General features: G+C 72.0%; 27 protein-coding genes and 1 riboswitch. Of the genes, 9 read left to right on the top strand and 18 right to left on the bottom strand.

Going from position 1 to position 22,438, the window contains the following annotated elements; translation table 11 throughout:
* Positions 1 to 122: 122 nt before the first annotated feature.
* On the bottom strand, positions 123 to 665 hold the full coding sequence (locus tag FHX33_RS04730; RefSeq protein ID WP_081703856.1) for an ArsR/SmtB family transcription factor: 543 nt from the start codon (positions 663 to 665) through the stop codon (positions 123 to 125).
* Positions 666 to 740: 75 nt separating this feature from the next.
* On the opposite strand from FHX33_RS04730, the gene FHX33_RS04725 reads away from it, so the two are divergent.
* The 4 genes from FHX33_RS04725 (at position 741) to FHX33_RS04710 (ending at position 4,544) form a co-directional block, all read left to right on the top strand.
* Positions 741 to 1,991, top strand: coding sequence for an MFS transporter (locus FHX33_RS04725; protein ID WP_021755457.1), 1,251 nt, complete (start codon positions 741 to 743; stop codon positions 1,989 to 1,991).
* Positions 1,992 to 2,306: 315 nt separating this feature from the next.
* Complete coding sequence (locus tag FHX33_RS04720) at positions 2,307 to 3,077, top strand: aggregation-promoting factor C-terminal-like domain-containing protein (protein ID WP_021755455.1); 771 nt, start codon at positions 2,307 to 2,309, stop codon at positions 3,075 to 3,077.
* A 46-nt stretch (positions 3,078 to 3,123) separates the two neighbouring features.
* The gene (locus FHX33_RS04715; protein WP_021755453.1) at positions 3,124 to 4,188 is read left to right on the top strand and encodes a hypothetical protein; all 1,065 of its coding nucleotides are present in this window, start codon (positions 3,124 to 3,126) and stop codon (positions 4,186 to 4,188) included.
* 2 nt (positions 4,189 to 4,190) lie between these two features.
* Positions 4,191 to 4,544 carry a metallopeptidase family protein gene (locus FHX33_RS04710; RefSeq protein ID WP_420870872.1) on the top strand — a complete coding sequence of 118 codons (354 nt, stop codon included), beginning with the start codon at positions 4,191 to 4,193 and terminating at the stop codon, positions 4,542 to 4,544.
* 31 nt (positions 4,545 to 4,575) lie between these two features.
* On the opposite strand, the gene FHX33_RS04705 is transcribed toward FHX33_RS04710, so the two are convergent.
* The 6 genes from FHX33_RS04705 to FHX33_RS04680 form a co-directional block, all read right to left on the bottom strand.
* Positions 4,576 to 4,842, bottom strand: coding sequence for a hypothetical protein (locus FHX33_RS04705; RefSeq protein ID WP_039920768.1), 267 nt, complete (start codon positions 4,840 to 4,842; stop codon positions 4,576 to 4,578).
* A gap of 9 nt (positions 4,843 to 4,851) precedes the next feature.
* Positions 4,852 to 5,457, bottom strand: coding sequence for a nucleoside/nucleotide kinase family protein (locus tag FHX33_RS04700; protein WP_183428220.1), 606 nt, complete (start codon positions 5,455 to 5,457; stop codon positions 4,852 to 4,854).
* Entirely contained in the window at positions 5,441 to 6,220 is a 780-nt protein-coding gene (locus FHX33_RS04695) for an energy-coupling factor transporter transmembrane component T family protein (protein ID WP_338092000.1), read from the bottom strand. The genes FHX33_RS04700 and FHX33_RS04695 overlap by 17 nt, the downstream gene beginning before the upstream one ends.
* Positions 6,217 to 7,728, bottom strand: coding sequence for an ATP-binding cassette domain-containing protein (locus tag FHX33_RS04690; protein WP_183428219.1), 1,512 nt, complete (start codon positions 7,726 to 7,728; stop codon positions 6,217 to 6,219). Before FHX33_RS04690 ends, FHX33_RS04695 begins: the two co-directional genes overlap by 4 nt.
* A 17-nt stretch (positions 7,729 to 7,745) precedes the next feature.
* Positions 7,746 to 8,366, bottom strand: coding sequence for an ECF transporter S component (locus tag FHX33_RS04685; RefSeq protein ID WP_021765526.1), 621 nt, complete (start codon positions 8,364 to 8,366; stop codon positions 7,746 to 7,748).
* A 36-nt stretch (positions 8,367 to 8,402) separates the two neighbouring features.
* Positions 8,403 to 8,513: riboswitch (TPP riboswitch) on the bottom strand.
* Between the two features lie 14 nt (positions 8,514 to 8,527).
* Positions 8,528 to 8,857, bottom strand: coding sequence for a GerW family sporulation protein (locus FHX33_RS04680; protein ID WP_021765525.1), 330 nt, complete (start codon positions 8,855 to 8,857; stop codon positions 8,528 to 8,530).
* 105 nt (positions 8,858 to 8,962) lie between these two features.
* On the opposite strand from FHX33_RS04680, the gene FHX33_RS04675 reads away from it, so the two are divergent.
* Complete coding sequence (locus tag FHX33_RS04675; protein ID WP_155829190.1) at positions 8,963 to 9,880, top strand: endonuclease/exonuclease/phosphatase family protein; 918 nt, start codon at positions 8,963 to 8,965, stop codon at positions 9,878 to 9,880.
* Between the two features lie 9 nt (positions 9,881 to 9,889).
* On the opposite strand, the gene dinB is transcribed toward FHX33_RS04675, so the two are convergent.
* A complete protein-coding gene (gene dinB / locus FHX33_RS04670; protein WP_183428421.1) occupies positions 9,890 to 11,134 on the bottom strand; it encodes a DNA polymerase IV in 1,245 nt (414 codons plus the stop codon).
* An 87-nt stretch (positions 11,135 to 11,221) separates the two neighbouring features.
* Between dinB and FHX33_RS04665 the strand changes: the two genes are divergently transcribed.
* On the top strand, positions 11,222 to 12,226 hold the full coding sequence (locus FHX33_RS04665; protein ID WP_021764982.1) for an aldo/keto reductase family protein: 1,005 nt from the start codon (positions 11,222 to 11,224) through the stop codon (positions 12,224 to 12,226).
* 25 nt (positions 12,227 to 12,251) lie between these two features.
* On the opposite strand, the gene FHX33_RS04660 is transcribed toward FHX33_RS04665, so the two are convergent.
* From FHX33_RS04660 to FHX33_RS04635, 6 genes are all read right to left on the bottom strand, one after another.
* A complete protein-coding gene (locus FHX33_RS04660; RefSeq protein WP_179702311.1) occupies positions 12,252 to 12,908 on the bottom strand; it encodes a hypothetical protein in 657 nt (218 codons plus the stop codon).
* 50 nt (positions 12,909 to 12,958) lie between these two features.
* Positions 12,959 to 13,495 carry a DUF1697 domain-containing protein gene (locus FHX33_RS04655; protein WP_021764463.1) on the bottom strand — a complete coding sequence of 179 codons (537 nt, stop codon included), beginning with the start codon at positions 13,493 to 13,495 and terminating at the stop codon, positions 12,959 to 12,961.
* 1 nt (position 13,496) lies between these two features.
* Positions 13,497 to 13,817 carry a hypothetical protein gene (locus FHX33_RS04650; protein ID WP_221209322.1) on the bottom strand — a complete coding sequence of 107 codons (321 nt, stop codon included), beginning with the start codon at positions 13,815 to 13,817 and terminating at the stop codon, positions 13,497 to 13,499.
* Positions 13,792 to 14,331: a GNAT family N-acetyltransferase gene (locus tag FHX33_RS04645; protein WP_021756652.1), complete on the bottom strand. Its 540-nt coding sequence runs from the start codon at positions 14,329 to 14,331 to the stop codon at positions 13,792 to 13,794. The genes FHX33_RS04650 and FHX33_RS04645 overlap by 26 nt, the downstream gene beginning before the upstream one ends.
* 5 nt (positions 14,332 to 14,336) lie before the next feature.
* On the bottom strand, positions 14,337 to 15,110 hold the full coding sequence (locus FHX33_RS04640; protein WP_021756649.1) for a YidC/Oxa1 family membrane protein insertase: 774 nt from the start codon (positions 15,108 to 15,110) through the stop codon (positions 14,337 to 14,339).
* Positions 15,111 to 15,179: 69 nt separating this feature from the next.
* Complete coding sequence (locus FHX33_RS04635) at positions 15,180 to 15,485, bottom strand: DUF6412 domain-containing protein (RefSeq protein ID WP_183428218.1); 306 nt, start codon at positions 15,483 to 15,485, stop codon at positions 15,180 to 15,182.
* A gap of 86 nt (positions 15,486 to 15,571) precedes the next feature.
* Here FHX33_RS04635 and FHX33_RS04630 point away from each other — a divergent pair, with 86 nt between their 5' ends.
* Positions 15,572 to 16,237 carry an SDR family oxidoreductase gene (locus FHX33_RS04630; protein ID WP_039920673.1) on the top strand — a complete coding sequence of 222 codons (666 nt, stop codon included), beginning with the start codon at positions 15,572 to 15,574 and terminating at the stop codon, positions 16,235 to 16,237.
* 10 nt (positions 16,238 to 16,247) lie between these two features.
* Positions 16,248 to 17,933, top strand: a complete 1,686-nt coding sequence (locus tag FHX33_RS04625; protein WP_021754704.1) for a long-chain-fatty-acid--CoA ligase — start codon at positions 16,248 to 16,250, stop codon at positions 17,931 to 17,933.
* Between the two features lie 27 nt (positions 17,934 to 17,960).
* Here the strand turns inward: FHX33_RS04625 and FHX33_RS04620 are convergent, their stop codons facing one another.
* The 4 genes from FHX33_RS04620 to FHX33_RS04605 all read right to left on the bottom strand — a co-directional run bounded on the left by FHX33_RS04620 (position 17,961) and on the right by FHX33_RS04605 (position 21,734).
* A complete protein-coding gene (locus FHX33_RS04620; protein WP_081703851.1) occupies positions 17,961 to 18,395 on the bottom strand; it encodes a PaaI family thioesterase in 435 nt (144 codons plus the stop codon).
* A gap of 53 nt (positions 18,396 to 18,448) precedes the next feature.
* On the bottom strand, positions 18,449 to 20,182 hold the full coding sequence (locus tag FHX33_RS04615; protein ID WP_021754708.1) for an APC family permease: 1,734 nt from the start codon (positions 20,180 to 20,182) through the stop codon (positions 18,449 to 18,451).
* A gap of 80 nt (positions 20,183 to 20,262) precedes the next feature.
* Positions 20,263 to 21,180: an oxygenase MpaB family protein gene (locus FHX33_RS04610; RefSeq protein WP_183428217.1), complete on the bottom strand. Its 918-nt coding sequence runs from the start codon at positions 21,178 to 21,180 to the stop codon at positions 20,263 to 20,265.
* A complete protein-coding gene (locus FHX33_RS04605) occupies positions 21,177 to 21,734 on the bottom strand; it encodes a YbaK/EbsC family protein (RefSeq protein ID WP_021755725.1) in 558 nt (185 codons plus the stop codon). Before FHX33_RS04605 ends, FHX33_RS04610 begins: the two co-directional genes overlap by 4 nt.
* A gap of 60 nt (positions 21,735 to 21,794) precedes the next feature.
* On the opposite strand from FHX33_RS04605, the gene FHX33_RS04600 reads away from it, so the two are divergent.
* The gene (locus FHX33_RS04600; RefSeq protein ID WP_155828938.1) at positions 21,795 to 22,379 is read left to right on the top strand and encodes a hypothetical protein; all 585 of its coding nucleotides are present in this window, start codon (positions 21,795 to 21,797) and stop codon (positions 22,377 to 22,379) included.
* Positions 22,380 to 22,438 lie beyond the last annotated feature (59 nt).

Below are 22,438 nucleotides of genomic sequence, written 5' to 3'. Positions count from 1 at the left end.
CGACCGGGGCTTTTCGCATACGCCCGGTTACCGCACGGAGCGAGTGCGGTGTCGCGGTACGTTTGCGCGTGCTCGACGGGGCGCAGACGTTCCGGGAGGGCGCAGTCGCGCTGGGCCGCGGCTCACTCCGGGCTGCGGTGCACGACGAAGAGGCCGCCGTGCAGCGGCAGGTGCGCACGCTCCGCGTCCGTCTCGACGAACGCGTCGATGACGGCGACGATGCGGCGATCCAGCTCGGCGACATCCTCCTCCGACAGGTGCAGGGCGAAGCGGGCGTAGGTGGCGATCGAGCCCGGCCCGGCCTCGGCCAGCTCCTGCTGGAACGCGTCCACCGGGGCCAGGCCCTCGGTCGCGTCGACCTCGTCCACGCCGACCGACAGCCACCAGCTGCGCCCGGTCGACCGGTAGGGCTTTTCCAGCGCGCCGCTCTCCCCCGTGCGCGCGGCCACGGGCTCCAGGAAACCGGCCTCCACCAACAGACGGACGTGATAGAGCGCCGTCCCCGGGTCGACCCCCAGCCGGTCGGCGAGCTGCTTGTTGGTCAGTTCCCGGTCGCCGCACAACCGGATGATCCGCATGCGCAGCGGATGCGACATCGCCTTGATCTCCGTGACGGTCGCCGGACGCCGCTTCGCTTCCGGGTCGATGCTCTGGTCGCGCTCCATGCCGCACACGCTACCGCTGATTGACTTCTCCCGCATCGATTGAATTCTGTCAATCAGTGTGCGAGGCTGCTCTGCGTGACCGCGAAACGACTCGGCGCCCCGTACTGGACGCTCTGGAGCTCGGCCGGCTTCTCCAACCTCGCCGACGGCGTGATGAAGGTCGCCCTCCCGCTGGTCGCGGTCCGCTACACGGACTCGCCGCTGCTGATCGCGGGCCTCGCCTTCGCGTTCTCGTTGCCGTGGCTGCTCTTCGCGCTCACGGCCGGCGCGCTGGCCGATCGCTGGGACCGGCGGCGCCTGATGATCGGCGCCAACATCGCGCGTGCCGTCCTGCTCGCGGCCCTCACGATCGCGGCGATCGCGGGCGCCGGCTCGATCTGGCTGCTCTACGTCGCCGCGATCTTCGTCGGGACGGCGGAGACGATCTACGACACGTCGTCGCAGTCGATCCTGCCCCAGCTCGTCGGGCGTGACGCCCTCTCCCGCGCGAACGGGCGACTCTACGCGGCCGAACTCACCGCCAACCAATTCATCGGGCCGCCCCTCGGCGGGTTCCTCGTCGCCGCGGGCGTCGGGCTGGCCTTCGGAGCGCCGGCCGCCCTCTGGCTCGTCGCCATCGGCCTGCTGCTGCTCCTTCGCGGAAACTTCCGCGCCGATCACCCCGGCACGACCACGATCCGTGCCGACATCGCCGAAGGGCTCCGCTTCCTCTGGAGCAGCACCCTGCTGCGCGTCCTCGCGTTCATGGTGGGCGGCTTCAACTTCGCGAGCAACGCGATGTTCACCGTGTTCGTGCTCTACGCCGTCGGCCCGGCCTCGCCGATGGGCCTCGACGACCCGGCCTACGGCCTCCTGCTCACCGCGTCGGCGCTCGGCAGCGTGCTCGGCACCTTCCTCGCCGAGGGCGCCGAGCGTCTCGTCGGCCGCTCCCGAGCACTCGCGATCTCGATCGCGGGCTCCGTGCTGACCGTCGCGACGCCCGCGTTCACCACCAGCCCGTGGATCATCGGCGCCGCTTTCTTCGTGGGCGGCGTCACGGTGTCCCTCTGGAACGTGATCACCGTGTCCCTGCGCCAGCGGGTGACCCCGCACCGGCTGCTCGGCCGCCTCAACAGCGCGTACCGCCTCCTGGCCTGGGGCACCATCCCGCTCGGTGCGGCGGCCGGAGGGATCGTCGCCCAGGTCTTCGGGCTGCAAACGGTCTTCATCGGCGCCGGCGTCGTCATCCTGTGCCTCCTCATAGGGATGATCTGGGTCACCGACGCGCGCATGGCCGAGGCGGAGGGGACCGTGCTGGAGCCGGAAGCGCGCGGCACCGAAAGGTGACGCGTACACGACTTTGCCAGGGATCGCACCCGAACCGTCCAGAGTGACCGCCTAACGTGGCCTGCTGACGACATCGAACGCCGTCCGTGCCACGCCGCGCGCGTCCTCGCCAGTCTTTCCCCCTCCTGGACGCCGCTTCGCGCGTTGCACACCCCGCGCCGCACGCAGCGCCCTTCCGGACCACGGGTCCATCGGACGCTTCCGTGCGTGTCGGCACGGGTTCCAGCCCGCCCGCCGTGCCCCCGCACGGCACGGCCACGCCCGCCGGAGCACTCCACGGGCCCGCCAGGCGGGGAAGCCCGACCCAGGAACCGAATGCTCAGCACCCTTCGCAACGCCATCCAGAAGTCCGACGTCCCGTTCGGCCGCATCGTCACCGGTGCCGCCGCCGTCCTCATGTCGGCCAGCCTCATCGGCCCCGCCCTGAGCGCGCAGCAGCAGAGCGAGCGCTCCACCCGCGAGCTCTCGGAATCGACCGGGATGCACCGCGAGCAGCTCTCGATCTACGACAAGATCGTGCGCGACCGCCTCGAGGCGGAGGCGAAGCAGACGCTCGCCACCGCGCAGGCGACCGTCGCCGCGAACGAGACGAAGACCGACGCGTCGGCAGCCAAGACCGCCATCGCCGGACTCGGCTCGTACACGAAGCTCGACGACAGCAAGCTCCGCTCGACCATCGACTCCACCACGGCCGCCACGACCGCCCTGGCCGCCGCCGGAGCAGAAGCCGATCGCGTCGCCGCCGAGGCCGCAGCCGCAGCAGCAGCCGCCGCCAACACGCCGGACGGCGCGAAGGCCGCCGCCCGCTCCATCGCCGCGTCGCAGTACGGCTGGGGCGACGACCAGTTCCAGTGCCTGAGCAGCCTCTGGCAGAAGGAGTCGAACTGGAACTACCAGGCCTCCAACGGCGGCAGCGGCGCCACCGGCATTCCCCAGGCGCTCCCCGGCAGCAAGATGGCCTCCTTCGGCTCCGACTGGGCCACCAACGCCACCACCCAAGTGAAGTGGGGGCTCGACTACATCTCGCGCTCGTACGGCACTCCGTGCTCGGCCTGGTCGCACTCGCAGTCCGTCAACTGGTACTGAGCGAGCGCCGTCCGCTCACCCGCGCGACGCCGGTAGACTCGCGCGGGTGAGCACCGTTCCCGCCTCCCCCTCCTCCAGCGCCGCGGAGGTCCGCGGCGCCCACCTCGTCGGCAGCGTCAACCTGCCCGATGCCGAGACCGTCTTCCGCACGGTCGGCGAGCGACTCGGCGACCGGATGCGCCGCATCCCGGACGGCGAGGTCGGCGAGCGGTTCTACTGGATCCAGTTCCAGACGCGGCGCTTCGACACGATGTCCGGGCTCTCCCGCATCGCCGTCGAGCCGTTCTATCTGCGCGAGCAGTTCGACGCGCGCCCGTTCCAGCTCGACGAGGGAGTCTCCGCCGACGACCTCGTCTTCCCCGACCTCGGCTACGCGGCCGCCGCGCTCGAGTCGTACGCCACCTTCGCGCGGCTCGCCGACGAGGGCGTCTTCGCTCCGGGGACGCGCTTCCAGGTCTCGCTGCCCACGCCCGCCGCGATCGTCGGCGCGTTCGTGGTCCCGCAGGACCGTGCCGCGTTCGAGCCCGCGTACGAACGCGCCCTGTTCGGCGAGCTCGACCGCATCGTCGACGGGATCCCGCACGAGCGCCTCGCCATCCAGTGGGACACGGCGGTGGAGTTCGGACTGCTGGAGGGACGCATCGAGCCCTGGTTCGACGACGTCCTGGGCGGGGTGGTCGCCCGCGCCATCCGGCAGGCGCAGGCCGTTCCGTCGGACGTCGAGGTCGGCTACCACCTCTGCTACGGAGATGTGGAGGAGGCGCACTTCGTGCAGCCCGCGGATGCCGGCTGGCTCGCGTCCGTCACCAGCGGCATCCTCGACGGCGCCGGCCGGCCGGTGGCGTTCGTCCACCTGCCGGTGCCGATCGAGCGCGACGACGACGCCTACTTCGCTCCGCTGGCCGACGTCGAGATCCCCGAGGGGACCGAGCTCTATCTCGGCCTCCTCCACCACGAGGACGGCACGGAGGGCGCCGCCCGGCGCATCGCGGCCGCGTCGACCGCTCAGGCGACGTTCGGCGTCGCGACCGAGTGCGGCTTCGGCCGCGGCCCGAGCGAGCGCACCGCGGGTCTGCTCGACCTGCACGCCGCCGTCGCGGACGCGTGGTGACCGTGCCGCTGCAACTGGATGCGGACGCCTTCGAGACGCTCGTCACCGACGAGCTCGACGAGCTGCCCGACGAGATGATCGACGGCCTCGAGAACGTGGTGTTCGTCGTCGAGGACCGTCCCGAGGACGGCTCGCTCGACCTCCTCGGCCTCTACGACGGCGTCGCACTCACGGAGCGCGACTCGTACGGCTTCGGCGAGATGCCCGACCGCGTCATCCTGTACCGGGAGCCGCTGCTCGCCATCTGCGAGACCGTCGACGAACTCCGGGACGAGATCCACATCACGCTGGTGCACGAGATCGCGCACTACTACGGCATCGACGACGAGCGTCTGCACGAACTGGGCTGGGCCTAGCGGCTCGAACCCGTCGCCGATACCGGACGGGTCAGAGGGACTCTTCGTCCTTGTCGGCCTCGACCGGGTCGCTGTCCGGGGCGTCGAAGTGGTAGCTCACGTGCTTCTCGCCGTTGATCTCGCGCTCGTCGCCGGCCACGTACCAGAACAGCGACTCGAGACCCTCGACGGCCGCGACCGCGCCGATCCGCTCGTCCACCTTGCCGTCGACCAGGTAGCGGCGCTCGGCGGTGCCGACCAGGGGGCCGTCGGCGTACTCGACGATGTACTCGGGATCGTGGGCCTGTGCATCACTCATGGCTCAACGTTAGTCCCCCGCGTGACGCACGCGAGCCGGGCCGAGCGGCCAGTCGGTGACATCGAGCCGGAGGGAGGCGGCATCCCGCGGCTGCTCCCGCCGGAGGTACCCGTCGAACTCCGCTTGCCAGCGGTCCCAGTTCTGCGCGAAGGTCGCGCCGTCGCGGTCGAGCGCCCGCCGCTTGCGCAGCGTGTCGTCCGCGTCGAGCCACAGCGCGAGGTCCGCTGCGGCGACGTTCGCGCGCGCGAGCGTGCCGCATCCTTCGACGATCAGCGGTTCGGTGCCGCGCACCTCCACCCACTCCGCCGGGCGGTCCGCGGCCCAGTTCCACCGCCGCCAGCGGCCGGATCCCGTGCGGCGGAGCGGCAGCAGGAGGTCGCGACCGAGCGCGTCGCTGCCGGCGTCCAGACCGTCCCAGCCCGGGTACAGATCGTCCATGCGCACCAGGCGCGGAGCCCCCTCCCCCGGCCAGTCGTTCAGGAGGTCGTCGGCCAGCGAGCTCTTGCCTGCACCGCTGGGGCCGTCGATGAGCACGACAGGCGCGTGCCCGCGCGCGTCGGCGACGGCGGCCCGCACGGCGTCGGCGAGCCGCTCGCGGTCAGCGGCCCAGGACATTCCAGCTCCCCACGACGACGGCGACCGTGACCGCGATGGCGGCGACCAGTGCGGCGATCCCGAGCGCGGCCCAGTCGCGCCCCCGGAACACCGACGGCCGCGCCCACGTCCGCGGAGTGGGCGAGCCGAAGCCGCGCGCCTCCATCGCGGTCGCGAGCTTGCTGCCGCGGCGGATGGAGAGCACGAAGAGCGCGAACGACTGCCCCAGCATCCGGCGCACCGCCCCGCTCTCCGCGATGCCCCGCGCCCGGCGCGCCAGTGTCAGTGCACGCCAGTCCTCGGCGAAGAGCCCGACGAGGCGCAGCCCCGCGAGCCCCCCCAGCACGAAGCGCGCGGGCAGGCGGAGCAGCTGGGCGAGGCCGTCGGCGAGGTCCGTCGGATCGATGGTGATGAAGAGCAGCACGGCGGGGAGGCCGATGGCCAGGATGCGGAGCATCGTCGCGAGCCCGAGCTGCAGCGATCCGTCGCTGACCTCCACCGCCCACCACTGCAGGTAGATCGTGCCGGACGCGCGGCCGTAGAGGGCCGTCGTGAGGCCTGCCAGCGGGGCCGCGATCCAGATCGGCGCGGTGCGGACGACGAGCGTCCGGAGCGGGATCCCCGAGAACGCGACCAGCACGAGCTCGAGTGCGAGCGCGACAGCGGCCGAGACCGGGTCGATGGAGACGAGCAGCACGACGGTGACAATGAGCGCGGCACCGAGCTTGGCGACCGGGTTGAGCGTCGCGAGCGGTCCGGTGCGGACGGGTTCGAGCATGGTCACGCCGCCACCTCCCGTCCCGCGCCGAGTTCCAGCGTGACCGCGCCGACGGCGGCGACGAACTCGGCGTCGTGGGTCGCGGTGACGATCGCGTGCCCCGCGGCGCGCAGCTCGGCGATCGTGCGCACCATCCCACGCCAGGTGTTCGCGTCCTGTCCGAAGGTGGGCTCGTCGAGCACCAGCAGCCGCGGCCGGGTCGCGAGCGCGGTTCCGACGGACAGCCGGCGCTTCTGACCACCCGACAGGGTGAACGGGTTGGCGTCGGCGACGGAAGAAAGCGCGAGGCGCTCCAGGAGGTCGTCCACGCGTTCGGCGATCTCGGCCTCGTCGAGTCCGAGTGCCCGCGGGCCCGCCGCGAGCTCGTCTCGCACCCGCGAGGCCACCAGCTGATGCTCCGGGTTCTGGAACACGCTGCCGATGCGGGTCAGCAGCTCACGCGAGCGCCACGATTCCGGAGACGGTCCCGCCTCGCCGGCGAGAGCCGGCTCGGCGCGGAGGGTCCCCCCGAGCACGGGAAGGAGGCCGCCGAGGGTCAGCGCCAGCGTCGACTTGCCCGCGCCGTTGCGCCCGGTCAACGCGAGGGCCGACCCCTCGGCGAGATCGAGGGAGACGCGCTCGGGAAGCGCGACGCCGCTCGGCGTCCTCCGGGAGGCGCGGCGCCGACGGCGAGCCACCGCCGGGCCGCGACCGAACGCCAGCTCGCGGGCGGTCAGCAACGCGGCACCGGGCGCGACGGGCTCCGCCTCCGGCACGGTCTCGTCCGGCAGCCAGACGCCCGCCGCGCGCAGCGTGCTCGACGCGTCGGCCAGGACAGCGTCGGGATGGCCGTCGGCCAGCACACCGCCATCGGCCGCGAGCACGATCACCCGATCGACGAGGTCGCGCCACACGGCGACGCGATGCTCGACGACGACCAGCGTCGCCCCGGAGGCGTCGAGCGCGGAGGCGACCGCATCCCGGACCTCCCGGACGCCCGCCGGATCGAGGTTGGCCGTCGGCTCGTCCAGCAGCAGGAGCCCCGGACGCATGGCGAGCAGCCCCGCGAGCGCCAGCCGCTGCTTCTGCCCGCCGGACAGCTGGGCGGTGGGATGGTCGAGCGGCACGTCGAGGCCGACCGCGTCGAGCGCGGCGCGCACCCGCGGCCAGATCTCCTCGCGCGGCACGCCGAGGTTCTCGCACGCGAAGGCGATGTCGTCGCCGACGCGCGCCAGGATCACCTGGGCGTCCGGGTCCTGCAGCAGCAGCCCGGCCGTGCCGCGGGCGTCTGCCGGTGGGCGCCCCGCCACCGCGAGCGCACCCTCCGTCTCGCCGTCGTCGTCGCCACCGAGCACGCCGGCCAACCCGGCGAGCACGGTGGACTTGCCCGCGCCCGACGCGCCGAGGAGCAGCACACGCTCTCCCGGCTCGATGGACAGGGTGAGGTCGCGGACGGCCCAGGCCGCCCGGCCGGAATAGCGCCAGCCCCAGCCACCGACCCGAACGGCGGCCGGGACCGGCGGTCCCTGGGTCACGGGATCGTGAGCGATGGTCAGACCCGGCCCGTCGCCTCGCGACCGGCCGCGAACCGGCTCAGGGCCCCCGTCCGCGCCAATGCCCGCACCAGCAGCCAGGAGAGCAGGCCGGCGACCAGGGCACCCGAGACGGTGGTGGTGATGGCGTAGACCGCCGCGAACTCCGGCTTGGCCCCCGGGTACCAGTACAGGAGGTCGAGGATCGACTCCGCGAGTCCGGCTCCCGCTCCGGCGAGGATCGCCGGCACGAGCTTCCAGTTGGCGTAGAGGAAGATCGCGAAGACGATCTCCGCGCCGAGGCCCTGCACGACGCCCGAGAGCAGGGTCGCGAAGCCCCACTGGGTGCCGATCAGCGCGGAGACGATCGCCGCGACGAGCTCGCCGTAGAGGGCGGCGCCGGGCTTGCGCACGATGAGCGCCGTGAGCACTCCCGCGAACAGCCAGGGGCCGTTGAGCAGTCCCTGGAAGCCGGGCAGCACGGCGCTGACCGGGCCGGAGATGGGGTTCTGGACCTGTCCCCAGACCCAGAAGACGACGCCGGCGGCGACGGCGACGACACTGGCGACGACGATGTCGACGACGCGCCAGCGGAGGACGCGCGCCGGGCGCGTCGCGGACGGGGTGATGGTTGCGTGCACTGTTCGTGCCCTTTCGCGTAGTGGAAAAGAGGGCACGGGATTGTGAGATGGCCTCCCTGCGCTGGCATGATCCAGATCAGGTTCGACGGTCGAAGCTTGGAGAAGCTTCCTCTCAGCCCGGCTCACCGGACTCCCGTGTTCGCGACCAGTCTAGTGCGACATCACTTCTTCAGCGCGCGGATGACACGCGACCAGGCGTGGCCCGCCACCCAGAGGAACGGGATGCCCACGGCGAGCAGGGTGATGAGGTTCGGCCGGAAGCGCACGCCGTCGGCGTCGCTGACGTAGGCGCCGAACGGGATGGACACGCCACCGCCGCCCGCGCCGCCGGGGCCGTCCTCGCTGTCGGAGCCGGTGCCGGCGCCGAAGCCGAACTGCACGGCGGCCACGGGGACGAGAGTCGTGCCGTCGATGACGACCGGCTCGCCGTAGACGGACTTGATGCCGGACGAGCTGATGGTCTCGGCGAGCTTGAGCGAGATGTTGGTCATGCCCTCACCGTACCCGCCGCACTCCCAGCATGACCAGGGCGGTTCGCAGGCTCCTCCCGGCGTTCGCGGCGGGTTCTCAGCGGGAGGGCCGGAATAATCGATCGGGTGCCACTCAGCCGATCCCGCCGCCGACCCCGAGGGGTCCTGACCGGGATCGCGGCCCTGGCGGTGGCGGCCTTCCTGCTCTGGCACGGGATGCTGCCCGACATCGGCGGCGCGGCCTCCCTCGTGGAGTCGTTCCTGCCCTGGGCGTTCGCCCTCATCGCCGTGCTCGGCCTCTCGGCCCTGCTGCGCCTCTCCCTGTTCGCCGGCCTCAGCGTGGCGGCGGCCTCGGCCGTCTGGTGGTCGCTGTTCGGTGCCGCGCTCCTCCCCGCGGCCTCGGTCGGTGCCCCGGCCTTCACGGTCGTCAGCGAGAACCTGCGCGCCGGGAACCCGCAGGCCGCGGCGATCGCGCACGACCTCGCGGCGCGGAAGCCCGACCTGATCGCCCTCCAGGAGCTCGACCAGACCACCCGCGAGACGGTGGCGGACGTGCTGGACGCCGACTATCCGTACAGCGCCGTGGTCGGCACCGTCGGCCTCTGGAGCACCCACCCCCTCCACGACGAGGAGCGGCTCGATCTCGGCCTCGGCTGGGACCGCGCGCTGAGCGTCGACGTCGACACCCCCGGCGGCACGACCCGCGTCTACGCCGTGCACCTCGCGTCGGTGCGGCCGGGCGAGAGCGCGGCCCGCGACGAGATGATGAAGGAGCTCACCAGCACCATCGCGGACGACGATGCCGCCCGCCTCCTGGTGGTCGGCGACTTCAACACCGCCACGACCGATCGCACGCTCGCGCCTCTCTTCACGGAGCTGGGCGAGAAGCCGGACAGCGAGCTCGGCCTGGGCTTCACCTGGCCGTCCGCGTTCCCGGCCGCACGGTTGGACCACGCGCTCGTCCGCGGGCTCTCCACCGTCAGCAGCATCGTGCTGCCCGCCAACGGGAGCGACCACCGCGGCATCGAGGTCGGCCTGCGCTGACCCGGTGCGCTAGTCGCTGACCCAGCGCGGGTTGCGGCCGTCCTTGGACTCGTCGTCGGCCTCCCGGGCGCGCTTCACGAGCGAGGCGGGCCCGATCGTCCCGCGGCCGAACCGGGCGCTCACCGCGTCGAGCGCGCGCTCGGTCTCGCGCCACTCCTCGTCCGGGTCCCAGAGGGCGAGCGCGTCGCCCCCGGCGTCCAGCAGCTGCTCGGCGCGGACGCCGATGAGCCGGATCGGGGTCTGGCGCACGTCGAGCTCCAGCGCCTCGAAGATCTGCCACGCCTCCTCGAAGAGCCGGCGCCCGACGTTGGTCGGCTCGGCGAGCGTGCGGGACCGCGTGATGGTGCGGAAGTCGGAGAAGCGCACCTTGATCGCGACCGTGCGGCCGACGAGCGCGTGCGTGCGCAGACGCTCCCCCACGCGTCCGGAGAGCCGGAGCATCTCGCGGCGCAGTTTGTCCGGGTCGTCGACGTCGACACCGAAGGTGTTCTCGTGGCCGACGCTCTTCTCGCGCGACTCCGTGATGACGCGGCGCGAGTCGCGGCCGTTGGCGAGGTCGTGGAGGCGGCGGGCACCGGCGTCGCCCACCGCCCGCTGGAGCACGGCGATCGGGGCGTCGGCGAGATCGGTGACGGTCCGCATCCCCATGCGCTCCAGCGACGCTTGCGTGCTCGCGCCGACACCCCAGAGCGCGCCGACGGGCAGCGGCCGCAGGTAGGCGATGGTCTCGGCCGGTGGGATGACGAGCAGGCCGTCGGGCTTCGCCCGCCCGGAGGCGAGCTTCGCCATGAACTTCGTCCCTGCCGCACCGACCGAGCAGGTGAGCCCCGTCTCCTCGAAGACCCTGGCGCGGATGAGCTCGGCGATCCGCCGCGGCGAGCCGAGCAGCCGTCGCGCGCCGGCGACGTCGAGGAACGCCTCGTCGATGCTGAGCGGCTCCACGAGCGGCGTGACCTCGTGGAAGATCTCCATGACCCGGGAGGAGTACTCCGTGTACTTCTCGTAGTGCGGTGGCAGGATGATCGCCGTCGGGCAGAGCCGGAGCGCCTGCGACATCGGCATGGCGCTGCGGACGCCGAACCGGCGGGCCTCGTACGTGGCGCTCGTCACCACGCCGCGGCCGCCCGCGTGACCGACGATCGCCGGCTTGCCGCGCGCGTCGGGACGGTCGAGCAGCTCCACCGAGGCGAAGAAGGCGTCCATGTCGACGTGCAGCACCGTGGCCGCGGAGTCGTCGACGTCCGCGGTCGTCACCCGCCGATCGCTGCCGTCCGCACGTCCCACACCCTCCAGCATGCCACCGTCCGCCGACAGCGGGCTGCGACGAGTAGCGTGAACGGCATGGAATTCAGATACCTCGGCAACTCCGGGCTCAAGATCTCGGAGATCATCTACGGCAACTGGCTGACCCACGCGTCCCAGGTCGAGAACGACATCGCCGCCCGCAGCGTGCGCGCCGCCCTCGACGCCGGCATCACCACCTTCGACACCGCGGACGCGTACGCGAATACCGCAGCGGAGAAGGTCCTGGGCGACGCCCTCGCGGGAGAGCGCCGCGCCTCCATCGAGATCTTCACCAAGGTCTACTGGCCGACCGGCCCCAAGGGGCACAACGACGTCGGCCTCTCGCGCAAGCACATCTTCGAGTCGATCGACGGCTCCCTCGAGCGGTTGGGCACGGACTACGTCGATCTCTACCAGGCGCACCGCTTCGATTACGAGACGCCCCTCGAGGAGACGATGCAGGCCTTCGCCGACGTCGTCCGCGCGGGCAAGGCGCTCTACATCGGCGTCAGCGAGTGGAACGCCGAGCAGCTGCGCGCGGGTCACGCCCTGTCGAAGGAGCTCGGCTTCCAGCTCATCTCGAACCAGCCGCAGTACTCGATGCTGTGGCGTGTGATCGAGAAGGAGGTCGTCCCCGCGTCGGCCGAGCTCGGGATCTCGCAGATCGTCTGGTCCCCCGTCGCCCAGGGCGTGCTGACCGGCAAGTACGCGCCCGGCGAGCAGCCTCCGGCCGGCAGCCGCGCCGCGGACGAGAAGGGCGGCGCCAACGCCATCAAGAGCTTCTTGCGTGACGACGTGCTCACGGCCGTCCAGGGTCTGCGGCCGATCGCCGACGAGCTCGGCATCACGATGGCGCAGCTCGCCGTCGCGTGGGTGCTGCAGAACCCGAACGTGGCCGGCGCGATCGTAGGCGCGTCGCGTCCCGAGCAGGTCGCCTCCAACGCCGCCGCCGCGGGCATCCGGCTCTCCGGCGATGTGCTCGCGCGCATCGACGAGGCCGTCGGCGACGTCGCCGAGACCGACCCGGCGCAGACCATCTCGCCGGCGAAGCGCCCGGCCTGATCCACGTCCGCCCGCTGGTGCCGCCTCAGACGAGCGCGGCCACCAGCGGGCGGAACCAGTCGCGGAACGCGGGAGAGTCGTCGCGCAGGCTCGCACTCACCACCACCGTGTGCGGCCCGACGATCCAGGCGCCGGAGCTCGACAGCGGGAGCACGTCGAGGTCGAGGCGGAAGTAGCCCGCCTGCCGGCGCAGCTCGTATTCGCGCTCGCGCACCACGTCGACGATGTCGGCCGCCCGGCGGGCGTGGTTCAGGAGGCTGGCCTGCACGTACTCCGCGTGACGCTCGTGCGCCCAGCTCGCCGCCGCCTCGTAGTGCTCGATCACGACATCCTGCAGCTCGATCGCGCGGTCGAAGACCTCGAAGTGCGGCGGATGCAGCATCCCGCCGATCGGGCGGCGCTCGCGGTCGACGGCCACGTCGAACCACGCCCGCCACTGGTCCGCGAGGGAACTTCCGTCGCCCGCACCCGGTTCGGGACGCCGCCTGCGCCCGCCTGCCGGGAGCACGGGATGCGCCCCCGTGTTCGCCCGCAGAACCGGCGCGAGTGCTGGCGCCAGGCGCGGCAGCGGCGGCTCACCCGCCGCGGCGAGACCGGCCAGGTCGCGGATGGCGAGCGCCATCAGCAGGTCCCACGGACAGTCCTCGGTGACCTGCCATCGAAGCGTGCCCTCGACGAACATGCCGCAATTGTAGGTTCGCGGGGCTCGCCGGAACAGAGGTGGCGCAGGTCTCAGCCCCGACGGTCGAGTTCGGCGAGCAGGCGCGTCACCGTGCGCTGGTTGCGGGCCGTCGCCACGGGGCCGACGGCGCGCCAGAACGCGGCCGGGACGACGGACTTCGACACGCCGAGCGGACACCACTGGTAGAGCGCCCGGTCACCGGCGCGGATGAGCTCGGGAGCCGTCTCGTCGTCGGCGGGCAGTGCCACGGAATCCGGGAGGTCGTGGTCGAGGAACGTCACGACCAGGCGGGAGTCGTCGTCGGCCACCGCGACCAGCGGGTTCGCCGCGGCGACGGCCCGGAAGCGCTCCTGCGTCAGCAGCAGCACGCGGGCCGCGACACCCGAGCGGGCCTCCAGCGCCGCCTCCACCGCCGCCGCCGTGGTCGCGGTGAGCTCGTCGTCGGCCGTGAACACGGCGTTGCCGCTCTGGAGGAGCGTCACCACGTCGTGCAGGCCGGCATCCTCGAAGGCGGCCACGAGGTCGCCCTTCGCGACGCGCGTCGAGGCGCCCACGTTGATCCCGCGCACGAGCCCGACGCCGAGCACGTCAGTCCTCCGCGGGCTCGGCCGCGACCAGCCGCGAGGCCGGGATGGTCGCCGTCTCGGCGGGCCCGCGGCCGTCGCGCCGGTACTGCGGCTCGCCGAACGCGACGACCCAGGTAGTGAGGCGGTCGGCCGGGAGGGACACGCTGCGCAGGCTGCGCTCCCCCGGCGCCACGATCACGCCGGTCGGCTCGCCGACCCAGTCGTCGCCCGCGGGCGGGTCGCTCTCGCGGACGTACACCTGCACGCCGACTCCGAGCGATCCGGCCGCCGCGTCGGCGCTCCGGGCGCTCTCGCCATCAGGACTCGTCTTGCGTCTCCACATGCGACAAGCATCCCATCACCACGGCGTCGACCCACTCGCCCTCCCACAGCAGCGCATCCCGCCGCCGACCCTCGACCACGAACCCGGCCTTCTCGTAGGCGCTCTGCGCGCGCGGATTGAACGCGAACACCTCCAGTTCGACGCGGTGCAGGCCGACCGACGCGAACGCGTGCCGCAGCACCGCCCGCGTCGCCTCCGTCCCGTACCCCTGCCCGAACCAGCGCGGGGCGCCGAGCGCGATCCGGAAGCCGGCCGAGCGGTTGTCCGCGTCGAGGTCGTTGAGCACCACCTCGCCGATGTGGGTGCCGTCCTCGGCCCGGAGGATCGCCCAGTCGGCCCGATCGTCCTGGTCGGCGAGGCCGGCGAGCCACGCGGCGACGCCCTCACGGGTGAAGGCGGCGTGCGTGCCGGTGAGGCGCATCACCTCCGGCTCCTGGAGCGACGCCCAGGTGCCGGCGAGATGATCGGGACCGAGTGGGACGAGGCGGAGGCGCTCCGTCGTCAGCGCGGGCACGGGCTTCAGTGCGATGTGGATGGCGTCGTCCTTCCGTCGGTGCCCGTGCGGGCGGGGACGAGCAAGCGGCGGAGCAGCCAGCGCTCCGCCACCGTCCACGTCGTCGAGGTGAGGATGTACACCGCGGCCGCGAGCGGCACGAACGCCGCGAAGACCACGGTCACGTAGGGCAGGAAGGAGAGCGCGCGCAGCATCCCGGTCGGCGACGTGCTCCCCTCGGGCTGCGGCAGTGCCAGCACCCGCCTGGACACGGTCGTGACGACGGCGATCAGCGCGAGGACGGCCAGGTAGACGGCCATCGCGGGCCACACGGGCCCGGCGCCGGTCAGGCCGACGAAACTCGTGCCGAGCGGAGCACCGAACGCCCGTTCCCCGAGCAAGTCGTTCGCGTGCCCGGCGATCATCGGATGGGTGAAGACGGCGTAGACGAGCGAGATGACCGGGATCTGCGCGAGCAGCGGCAGCATCCCGGCGAACGGCGAGGTGCGTTCGCGACGATAGAGGTCCATCGTCGCCTCGGCCAGCTTCTCGCGGTCCGCGCCGTGCTTCTTCTGCAGCGCGGCGATCTGGGGAGCCAGCCGGCGCCGGGTGTATTCGGCGCGCACCTGGCTGATGCCGACGGGGAGGAGGAGGGCGCGCACGAGCACCGTGAGGATGACGATCGCGACGACGCCGGCTGCGGTGCCGACGATCGGGTCGACGGCGGCCGAGAGGCCGGTGACGAGGCGGTACGCCGCGTCGAGGAGGGCCGCGACGGGCGGCCAGGAGAAGAGGTCCATGAGTGTGTTTTCCCTGCTGTCGGACGGACGAGGAGTCGTCTGGCCGCGGGCAGGGGCGACACGCCCCGGCTAGGCGGCCGGCAGGAGGGATCCCGGCGCTCGGGGGCGCGGGCGGCCATCGGTGTCGGGATGCGACTGGCTCTCGGTGAGCCGGTCGACGGGCGACTCCGCGGGACGCGACCAGACGGCCCGTCCGCGCAGAGAGGCCGCGAGCGCGGCGACCGAGCGGAGGGAGGCCGCGGCGACGACGGCCACGAGGCCGATGGCGCCCGCCACACCGGCCACGGCGATGGTGCCGACGGGCGAGCTCGCGTTCCAGGCGGTGCCCAGAGCGGACGCGACGAGATGCGCGAGGAGCTCCAGGACGGCCGACATGGTGCCGACGCTAACAAACTCCGCGCCGGAAGTGTGTGCACGTTCGCCAGGAGCGCACGCCGCCCGGAAGGGAGCAAGATGGAGTCATGTCTCGAGTAGCGATCGTCGGTGCCCACGGAAAAGTCGCCCAGCAGCTCATGCGGGTGCTCTACGACCAGGGAGACGACTTCGTCGGGATCGTCCGCAACGACGATCACGCGGAGGACGTCTACCGTCTGGGCGGTGAAGGGGTGCTGGTCGACATCGAGTCCGCGACCGCCGACGAGCTCGCCGCCGCGATCTCCGGCTGCGACGCGGTCGTCTTCACGGCCGGCGCCGGCGGGGGCTCCGGTGTGGAGCGCAAGCGGACGGTCGACTACGGCGGCTCGGTGAAGTCCGCCGAGGCCGCGGCGAAGGCCGGCGTGCGCCGGTTCGTGCAGGTCTCGGCCTGGGGCGTCGACTCCCCCGTCGCCGACGACGCCGAGCCCGATTGGCGCGCCTACGTCGACGCCAAGCGCGACGCGGACACCGCCCTGCGGCAGTCGGGCCTGGACTGGACCATCCTGCGCCCCGGCGCGCTCACGTTCGACGACGGCACCGGTCTGGTCACGCTCGGCGAGTCCGTCGAGCGCGGCAGCATCCCGCGCGAGGACGTCGCCCGGCTGATCGCGGCCTGCCTGGATGAGCCCGGCACCATCGGCAAGACGTGGGAGGTCGTCTCGGGCGACACACCGATCGCGGAGGCCGTGCAGGCGCTGGGGGCGCCCGCGTAGGCTTGCCGGCGTGAGCATCTACAGCGAACGCCCCTGGGTCGCGAGTTACGCACCGGGCGTCCCGGCCGACGTCGACACTCCCACCGGCTCCCTCGCCCACCTGATCGACGAGTCCGTGTCGACCTACGGCAGCCACGTGGCGCTGGAGTTCTTCGGTGCGACGACCACGTACGCCGAGCTGGGCGATCAGATCGCCCGCGCCGCGGAAGGGCTGCGCAAGCGCGGGGTCCGCAAGGGCGACCGCGTCGCGCTGGTGCTGCCCAACTGCCCGCAGCACGTCGTCGCGTTCTACGCGGCCCTGCGGCTCGGCGCGGTCGTGATCGAGCACAACCCGCTCTACACGCCCCGCGAGCTGCGCCACCAGTTCGAGGACCACGGCGCGACCGTCGCCATCGTCTGGGACAAGGTCGCGGCGACCGTGCAAGACCTCCCGGCCGACCTCGGCGTGACGACCGTGATCTCCGTCGACCTCACCACGGCCATGCCCGCGGGCAAGCGCTTCGCCCTCCGCCTGCCGATCCGCAAGGCACGGGAGGCGCGCGAGGCGCTCACCACGAAGGTCTCGGGCACCGTGACCTGGGAGCAGCTCGTCTCGGGCCGCAAGCTCAAGGCCTCCTCGCCCCGGCCGCAGGCGGACGACCTCGCGCTCATCCAGTACACCAGCGGCACGACCGGCCTGCCGAAGGGCGCGATGCTGTCGCACGCCAACCTGACCGTCAACGCCGCGCAGTCCCGCGCCTGGGTGCCCTCGGTCGAGCGCGGCACCTCGGTCGTCTATGCCGTGCTGCCGCTCTTCCACGCCTACGGCCTCACCCTCTGCCTCACCTTCGCGATGAGCATGGGCGCGCGCCTGGTGCTCTTCCCGAAGTTCGACCCCGACCTCGTGCTCGACGTGGTGAAGAAGCGTCCGGCGACGTTCCTGCCGGCCGTCCCGCCGATCTACGACCGGCTCGTGCAGGCCGCCGACAAGCGCAGGGTCTCCCTCGAGGGCATCAGCATCGCCATCTCCGGCGCGATGAGCCTGCCGCAGGACATCGTCGGCGAGTGGGAGGAGCGGACCGGCGGCTACCTCGTGGAGGGCTACGGCCTCTCTGAGTGCTCGCCCGTGCTCATGGCGAACCCGGTCAGCGACGGGCGCAAGGCCGGCACGGTTGGCCTCCCGCTCTCCAGCACCGACCTCCGCATCGTCGACCCGGAGGATCCCGGGACCGACCGCGCCTTCGGCGAGGAGGGCGAGCTGATCGCCCGCGGTCCGCAGGTGTTCTCGGGGTACTGGCGCAAGCCCGACGAGACCGCGAAGGTGCTCACCGCCGACGGCTGGTTCCGCACCGGCGACATCGCCACGATGGACGAGGAGGGCTTCGTCCGCATCGTCGACCGGATCAAGGAGCTCATCATCTCCGGCGGCTTCAACATCGCGCCGACCGAGGTGGAGGACGCCCTGCGCTCCTTCGAGGGCGTCGCCGACGTCGCGGTCGTCGGCCTCCCGGACGCGCACAGCGGCGAGAAGGTCGTGGCAGCCGTCGTCATGCAGCCCGGCGCCTCGTTCGACGAGGCGGCGATCCGCGCCTACGCCCGCGACTCCCTCACCGCCTACAAGGTGCCGAAATCCGTCGTGCAGGTCGACGACCTCCCGCGCTCGATCGTCGGAAAGGTGATCCGCCGCAAGGTCAGGGACCAGCTGCTCGGCCGGTAGCCGCGCGCACGGCGGAACGGACCCGCATCACCCGATCGGGAAGACCAGCAGCGATCCCGTCGCGGTCGCCACGACCTTGCCCGAGGCGTCGGTCACGACCCCGTCGGCGAACGCGACCCGGTTGCCGGGCTTGGTCACCGTCCCGACGCAGGTGAGCGGACCGGAGTCGGCGAGCACCGGGCGGAGGTAGTTCACCTTGATCTCGATCGAGGTGTACCCCTGCCCCTGCGGGAGCGTGGTCTGCACCGCGCAGCCGAGCACCGAGTCCAGCAGGGTGCTGACGAGGCCGCCGTGCACCGTGCCGATGGGGTTGTAGTGCGACTCCCCCGGCTCGCAGACGAACGTCGCCGTGCCCGGGCCCGCATCGACCAGCGTCATGTCCATCAGGCTCGCGATCGGCGGCGGCGGAAGCACCCCGTCGATCATGGCCCGGAGGTAGTCCAGACCGCTCAGCGTCGGCATCACCGCCACTCCCGGAGCCGGGTCCTCCCATTCGACGATGCGCTGGCGTTCCGTCACGTGCCGTCCTCTCGCGGGGCCGTCGAGCCGTTCTCCGGCTCGACCGGCTCCAGTGTCTCAGCATTCAGCGGGATCTGCCCAGGGGGCAGATTCGAGCGGTCGGGCGCGATCACGGTGCGCGCGGGAGTGGAGTCGGGGAGCCCGAACGTCGGCACGCCGGCCGGGGCGAGCACCAGCGCGTGCGAGCGCATCGGGAGGGTCTTGCCGCGGAAGTAGTCCGGCTTGCGCCACCACCAGATCGCCATGAGGACCGCCCCGATCAGGAGGCCGCCGACACCCACCACGGCCTCGGCGCCGAACCCGAAGATCGTCACGTTCTTGCCGTCATCGTCGGTCAGCCAGTCGGGGGCGGCGAAGCTGATCAGCCCGTAGACGAACACCCCGAGCAGCATCACGCCGCCCAGCAGGGGGAACACGCCGCGCATGATCACGTGGCGGAACGAGGTGAAGAGCGTCCTCCGGTAGAACCAGACACAGGCGAAACCGGTCAGGCCGTAGTAGAAGGCGATCATCAGGCCGATCGACCCGATCAGCGCGTTCAGCAGCACCGGGCTGATGAAGGTGAAGATCAGGTAGAAGACCGCCGACACGATCCCCATGCCGATCGTCGCCCAGGTCGGGGTGAGGAAGCGCGGGTGGATGCGGGCGAACTGCGCCGGGATGGCCTTGTACGCCGCCATGGAGAGCGCGGTGCGCGCCGTGGGCAGGATGGTCGTCTGGGTCGACGCCGACGCGGAGGTCAGGATCGAGAAGCCGAGGAGGGCCATCAGGATCGACCCGACGACTCCCCCGCCGAACAGCGTGGGACCGATCGCCGAGAACACGTCGCCCGAGTTGTCCGGGTTCGCGAGCCCGATGCCCTTCTCGCCGACACCGGCGAAGGCGACGGTCGCGACCGTGACGACGGCGTAGGTCGCGAGCAGGAGCAGGGTGCTGATGATGGCCGCGCGGCCCGGGGTCTTTCCCGGGTCTTTGGTCTCCTCGTTGATCGAGACCGCGGTGTCCCAGCCCCAATAGATGAAGATCGCGGTCAGCATCGCGGGTGCGATCGTCTTGGCGAAGTCGAGGGTGAACGGGTTGAACCAGTCCCACTGCGGGATCAGCGAGTACGGCTCGGCGTTGCCCGTGTAGACCTTCACGAGCGCGAACACCGCGAAGAAGATCAGGATGAGCACCTCGAACGACAGCAGCACGTACTGCAGCCGGGCCGAGATCTCGATGCCGCGATAGCAGATCCAGGTCATGATGGCGATCCAGAGCAGCCCGGCGATCGTCGTGGCCACGACGTTGCTCGCGAGCGCGGAGACGGCGGGCAGGCCGAAGCTGCCGACGAACGTGAAGGAATACGACCCGGCGATCTGCGCCAGGTTGGCCATCACGATCACGTCGGCGACGATGATCCCCCAGCCGCCCATCCACCCGGTGATCGGCCCGAACGCCCTGGTCGCCCACGTGAAGGTGGTGCCGCAGTCGGGCTCGGCCTTGTTGAGCTCCTGGTAGGCGACCGCGATCAGGTACATCGGGATGAAGGCCAGGAGCACGATCCCCGGCGCCTTGACCCCCGCGGCCAGCGTGCCGCCGACGACGATGAAGCCGAGGCTCGCCGCGAGGCTGTAGGCCGGAGCGGTGGATGCGACGCCGACGACGACGCTGGAGACGAGCCCCAGCGCACCGTCCTTCAGGCCCTTGGACTCCACGTCGTCCGGCTTGGATGGGACTGTCGCGGTCATGTGCACCTCCAGAGATGAGGTCCGCTCATCTATGGGCGGGCGCAGGACTCAGCGTAACTCCGATCGGGCCGAATGCGCGGTCACGCTTCGCCGCGCGGTTCTGCAAGTCCGCTCAGCCGGCGGCGGGCGGAGAGCTCGGCCTGAGGGACCGGGCCGAGCAGCGCACCGGCGCCGCCGAGCACGGCCGCCGTGGCGCGATCGATCGGGACGAGCCGGTCCGTGGCCCGCTGGCGGAAGCCGAGCAGCTCCCGATGGCGCGGCTCCAGGGTCGACACGGCCGCCCGGAACAGCACGCGGTACGACGGGCGCAGCATCCGGCGCAGCGGGGGCCGCCGGATGAATCGCACGATCTCGTCGACCTCCGGCCCGCCCCGTAGCTCCCCGGCGTCCGTGACCGCGTCGATGGCGGCCCGCAGCTCGGCCGCGGTCGCGGGCGCATTCTCGACACCCATCAGGCGCGCCGCGCGCGTCCACTCGCCGACGTAGCCGTCCGCTCCCCCGGGGATCGGGGCGCCCCAGCGCTCGTGCGCCGTCAGGAAGGCATCGGTGAACGCCAGGTGGACCCAGGAGGCCAGCTCGGGGTCGTTGGCCGAGTACGGGCGTGTGACGCCGTGCCCGTCGACGAAGGTCCCCGCCACACGCTTGTGCAGGGAGCGGACCATCGCGGAGCCGGCAACGGCCTGCTCGGTGCTGCCGTAGGTGACCGTGTGGATCCAACGGATCGTCCCCGCGAGACGCCCCAATGGATCCTCCCGGTAGCGCGAGAACTCCCGCACCCCGGCCAGCGCGCCCGGGTGCAGCGCCTGGAGCAGCAGCGCGCGGATGCCGGCCACCAGGGTCGGCATGCCGCCGTGCACCACCCACGCCGCGCTGCCCGGCCCGAAATAGCCCTCGTCCTCGCCGCGCTCGAGCTCCAGGATCCACGCCGGCACGACGTCCGATCTGCCCGCAAGGGTCTCGATCAGGCGCGAGCGCACCGGCTGGAGGAGTCCGGTCATGCGGTGGGGATCTCCAGCCCGAGCCCGTCGATCACCTGCGCGTGCGGCAGCGACGCGAGCAGCCGGCCCGGAACGAGGATCTTCGAGCGGCGCACACCGGAGCCGACGATCACGACCTCCGCCTGCTCGACCCGGGAGTCGACCAGCACCGGCCAGTCCGCGGGCAGGCCGATCGGCGTGATGCCGCCGTACTCCATCCCGGTCAGCTCGACCGCGCGGTCCATCGGCAGGAACGACGCCTTGCGCACGTCCAGCAGGCGCTTGACGGTGCCGTTGACGTCGGCACGGGTCGTCGAGAGCACCACGGACGCGGCGATGCGTTCGACGCCCTCGCGCTTGCCGCCGACGACGACGCAGTTGGCCAGCGTCGCCGCATCCAGCCCGAACACCTCGCGGGTCGCAGCCGTGTCGGACACGTCGGGATCGATCTCGACCACGCCGACGTCGTCGAGCCAGCCGAGCGCGTTCAGCGCGTCGAGCGCGGCCGGAGCGAGCAGATCGGTGCGGGAGGAGGCGGGGACCGAGGTCAGCCCGCCGAGAGTGAAGACGCCCATACGGCTACTCTCCGACGGACGGTCCTGGCACCGCAAGCCGAGCGGCGGTATCCTGTGCCCGTGAGCACACTATTTCAGGTGCTGCGGGGGCACAAAACATGGTTCTTCGGCGCGCTGACCGCCATCGCCATCCTCGCGTTGACCATTGTCACGGTGACGTATTCGGCGGGGCGCGCGGCGGAAGCCGACGCGCGCGCGACGGCGACCCGTGCCGCTGCGGAAGCGGCGGTCCCTGACGCGCTCCGGCATGACCAGGCGAGCTTCCGGGCCACGCTCGACGACCGTTTCGCGGAACAGGCCGCGGCGCAGACCCAGGCCGCTGCGGACGCGCGAGCGGCAGCCGAGACCCAAGCCGCTGCGGAAGCGGCGGCGGCACTCGCGGAAGACTCGGCACTCGCGGAAGACTCTGGGACGGCGTCCGGAGGCCAGGCCGGGGCGGCCGAGGGCACCGGAGCCGAAGCCACGAACGACGACGCGACCACGACGCCGCCGGACCCGGCGCCCTCGGACGACTCGTCGGGATTCACCTGCGACCCGCCGAACGTCGCCTACTACGACGACGACGGCCAGCTGGCGTACTGCGAACCGTATTGGCAGTGCGTGCAGCACGACGACGACGGCAACTGCACGACCTGGATGCTCTGACCAGGTCCCGGTTGCTCTGACACCGGGTGAGCGCTCCTGCGGGATCCGGAGCGCTCACC

It is taken from the genome of Leifsonia aquatica (assembly GCF_014190775.1).
In the GTDB taxonomy this organism is placed as follows: Bacteria; Actinomycetota; Actinomycetes; order Actinomycetales; family Microbacteriaceae; genus Leifsonia; species Leifsonia aquatica.
The sequence above is the reverse complement of the archived record's forward strand: the minus strand, read 5'-3'. Positions and strand labels throughout refer to the sequence as shown.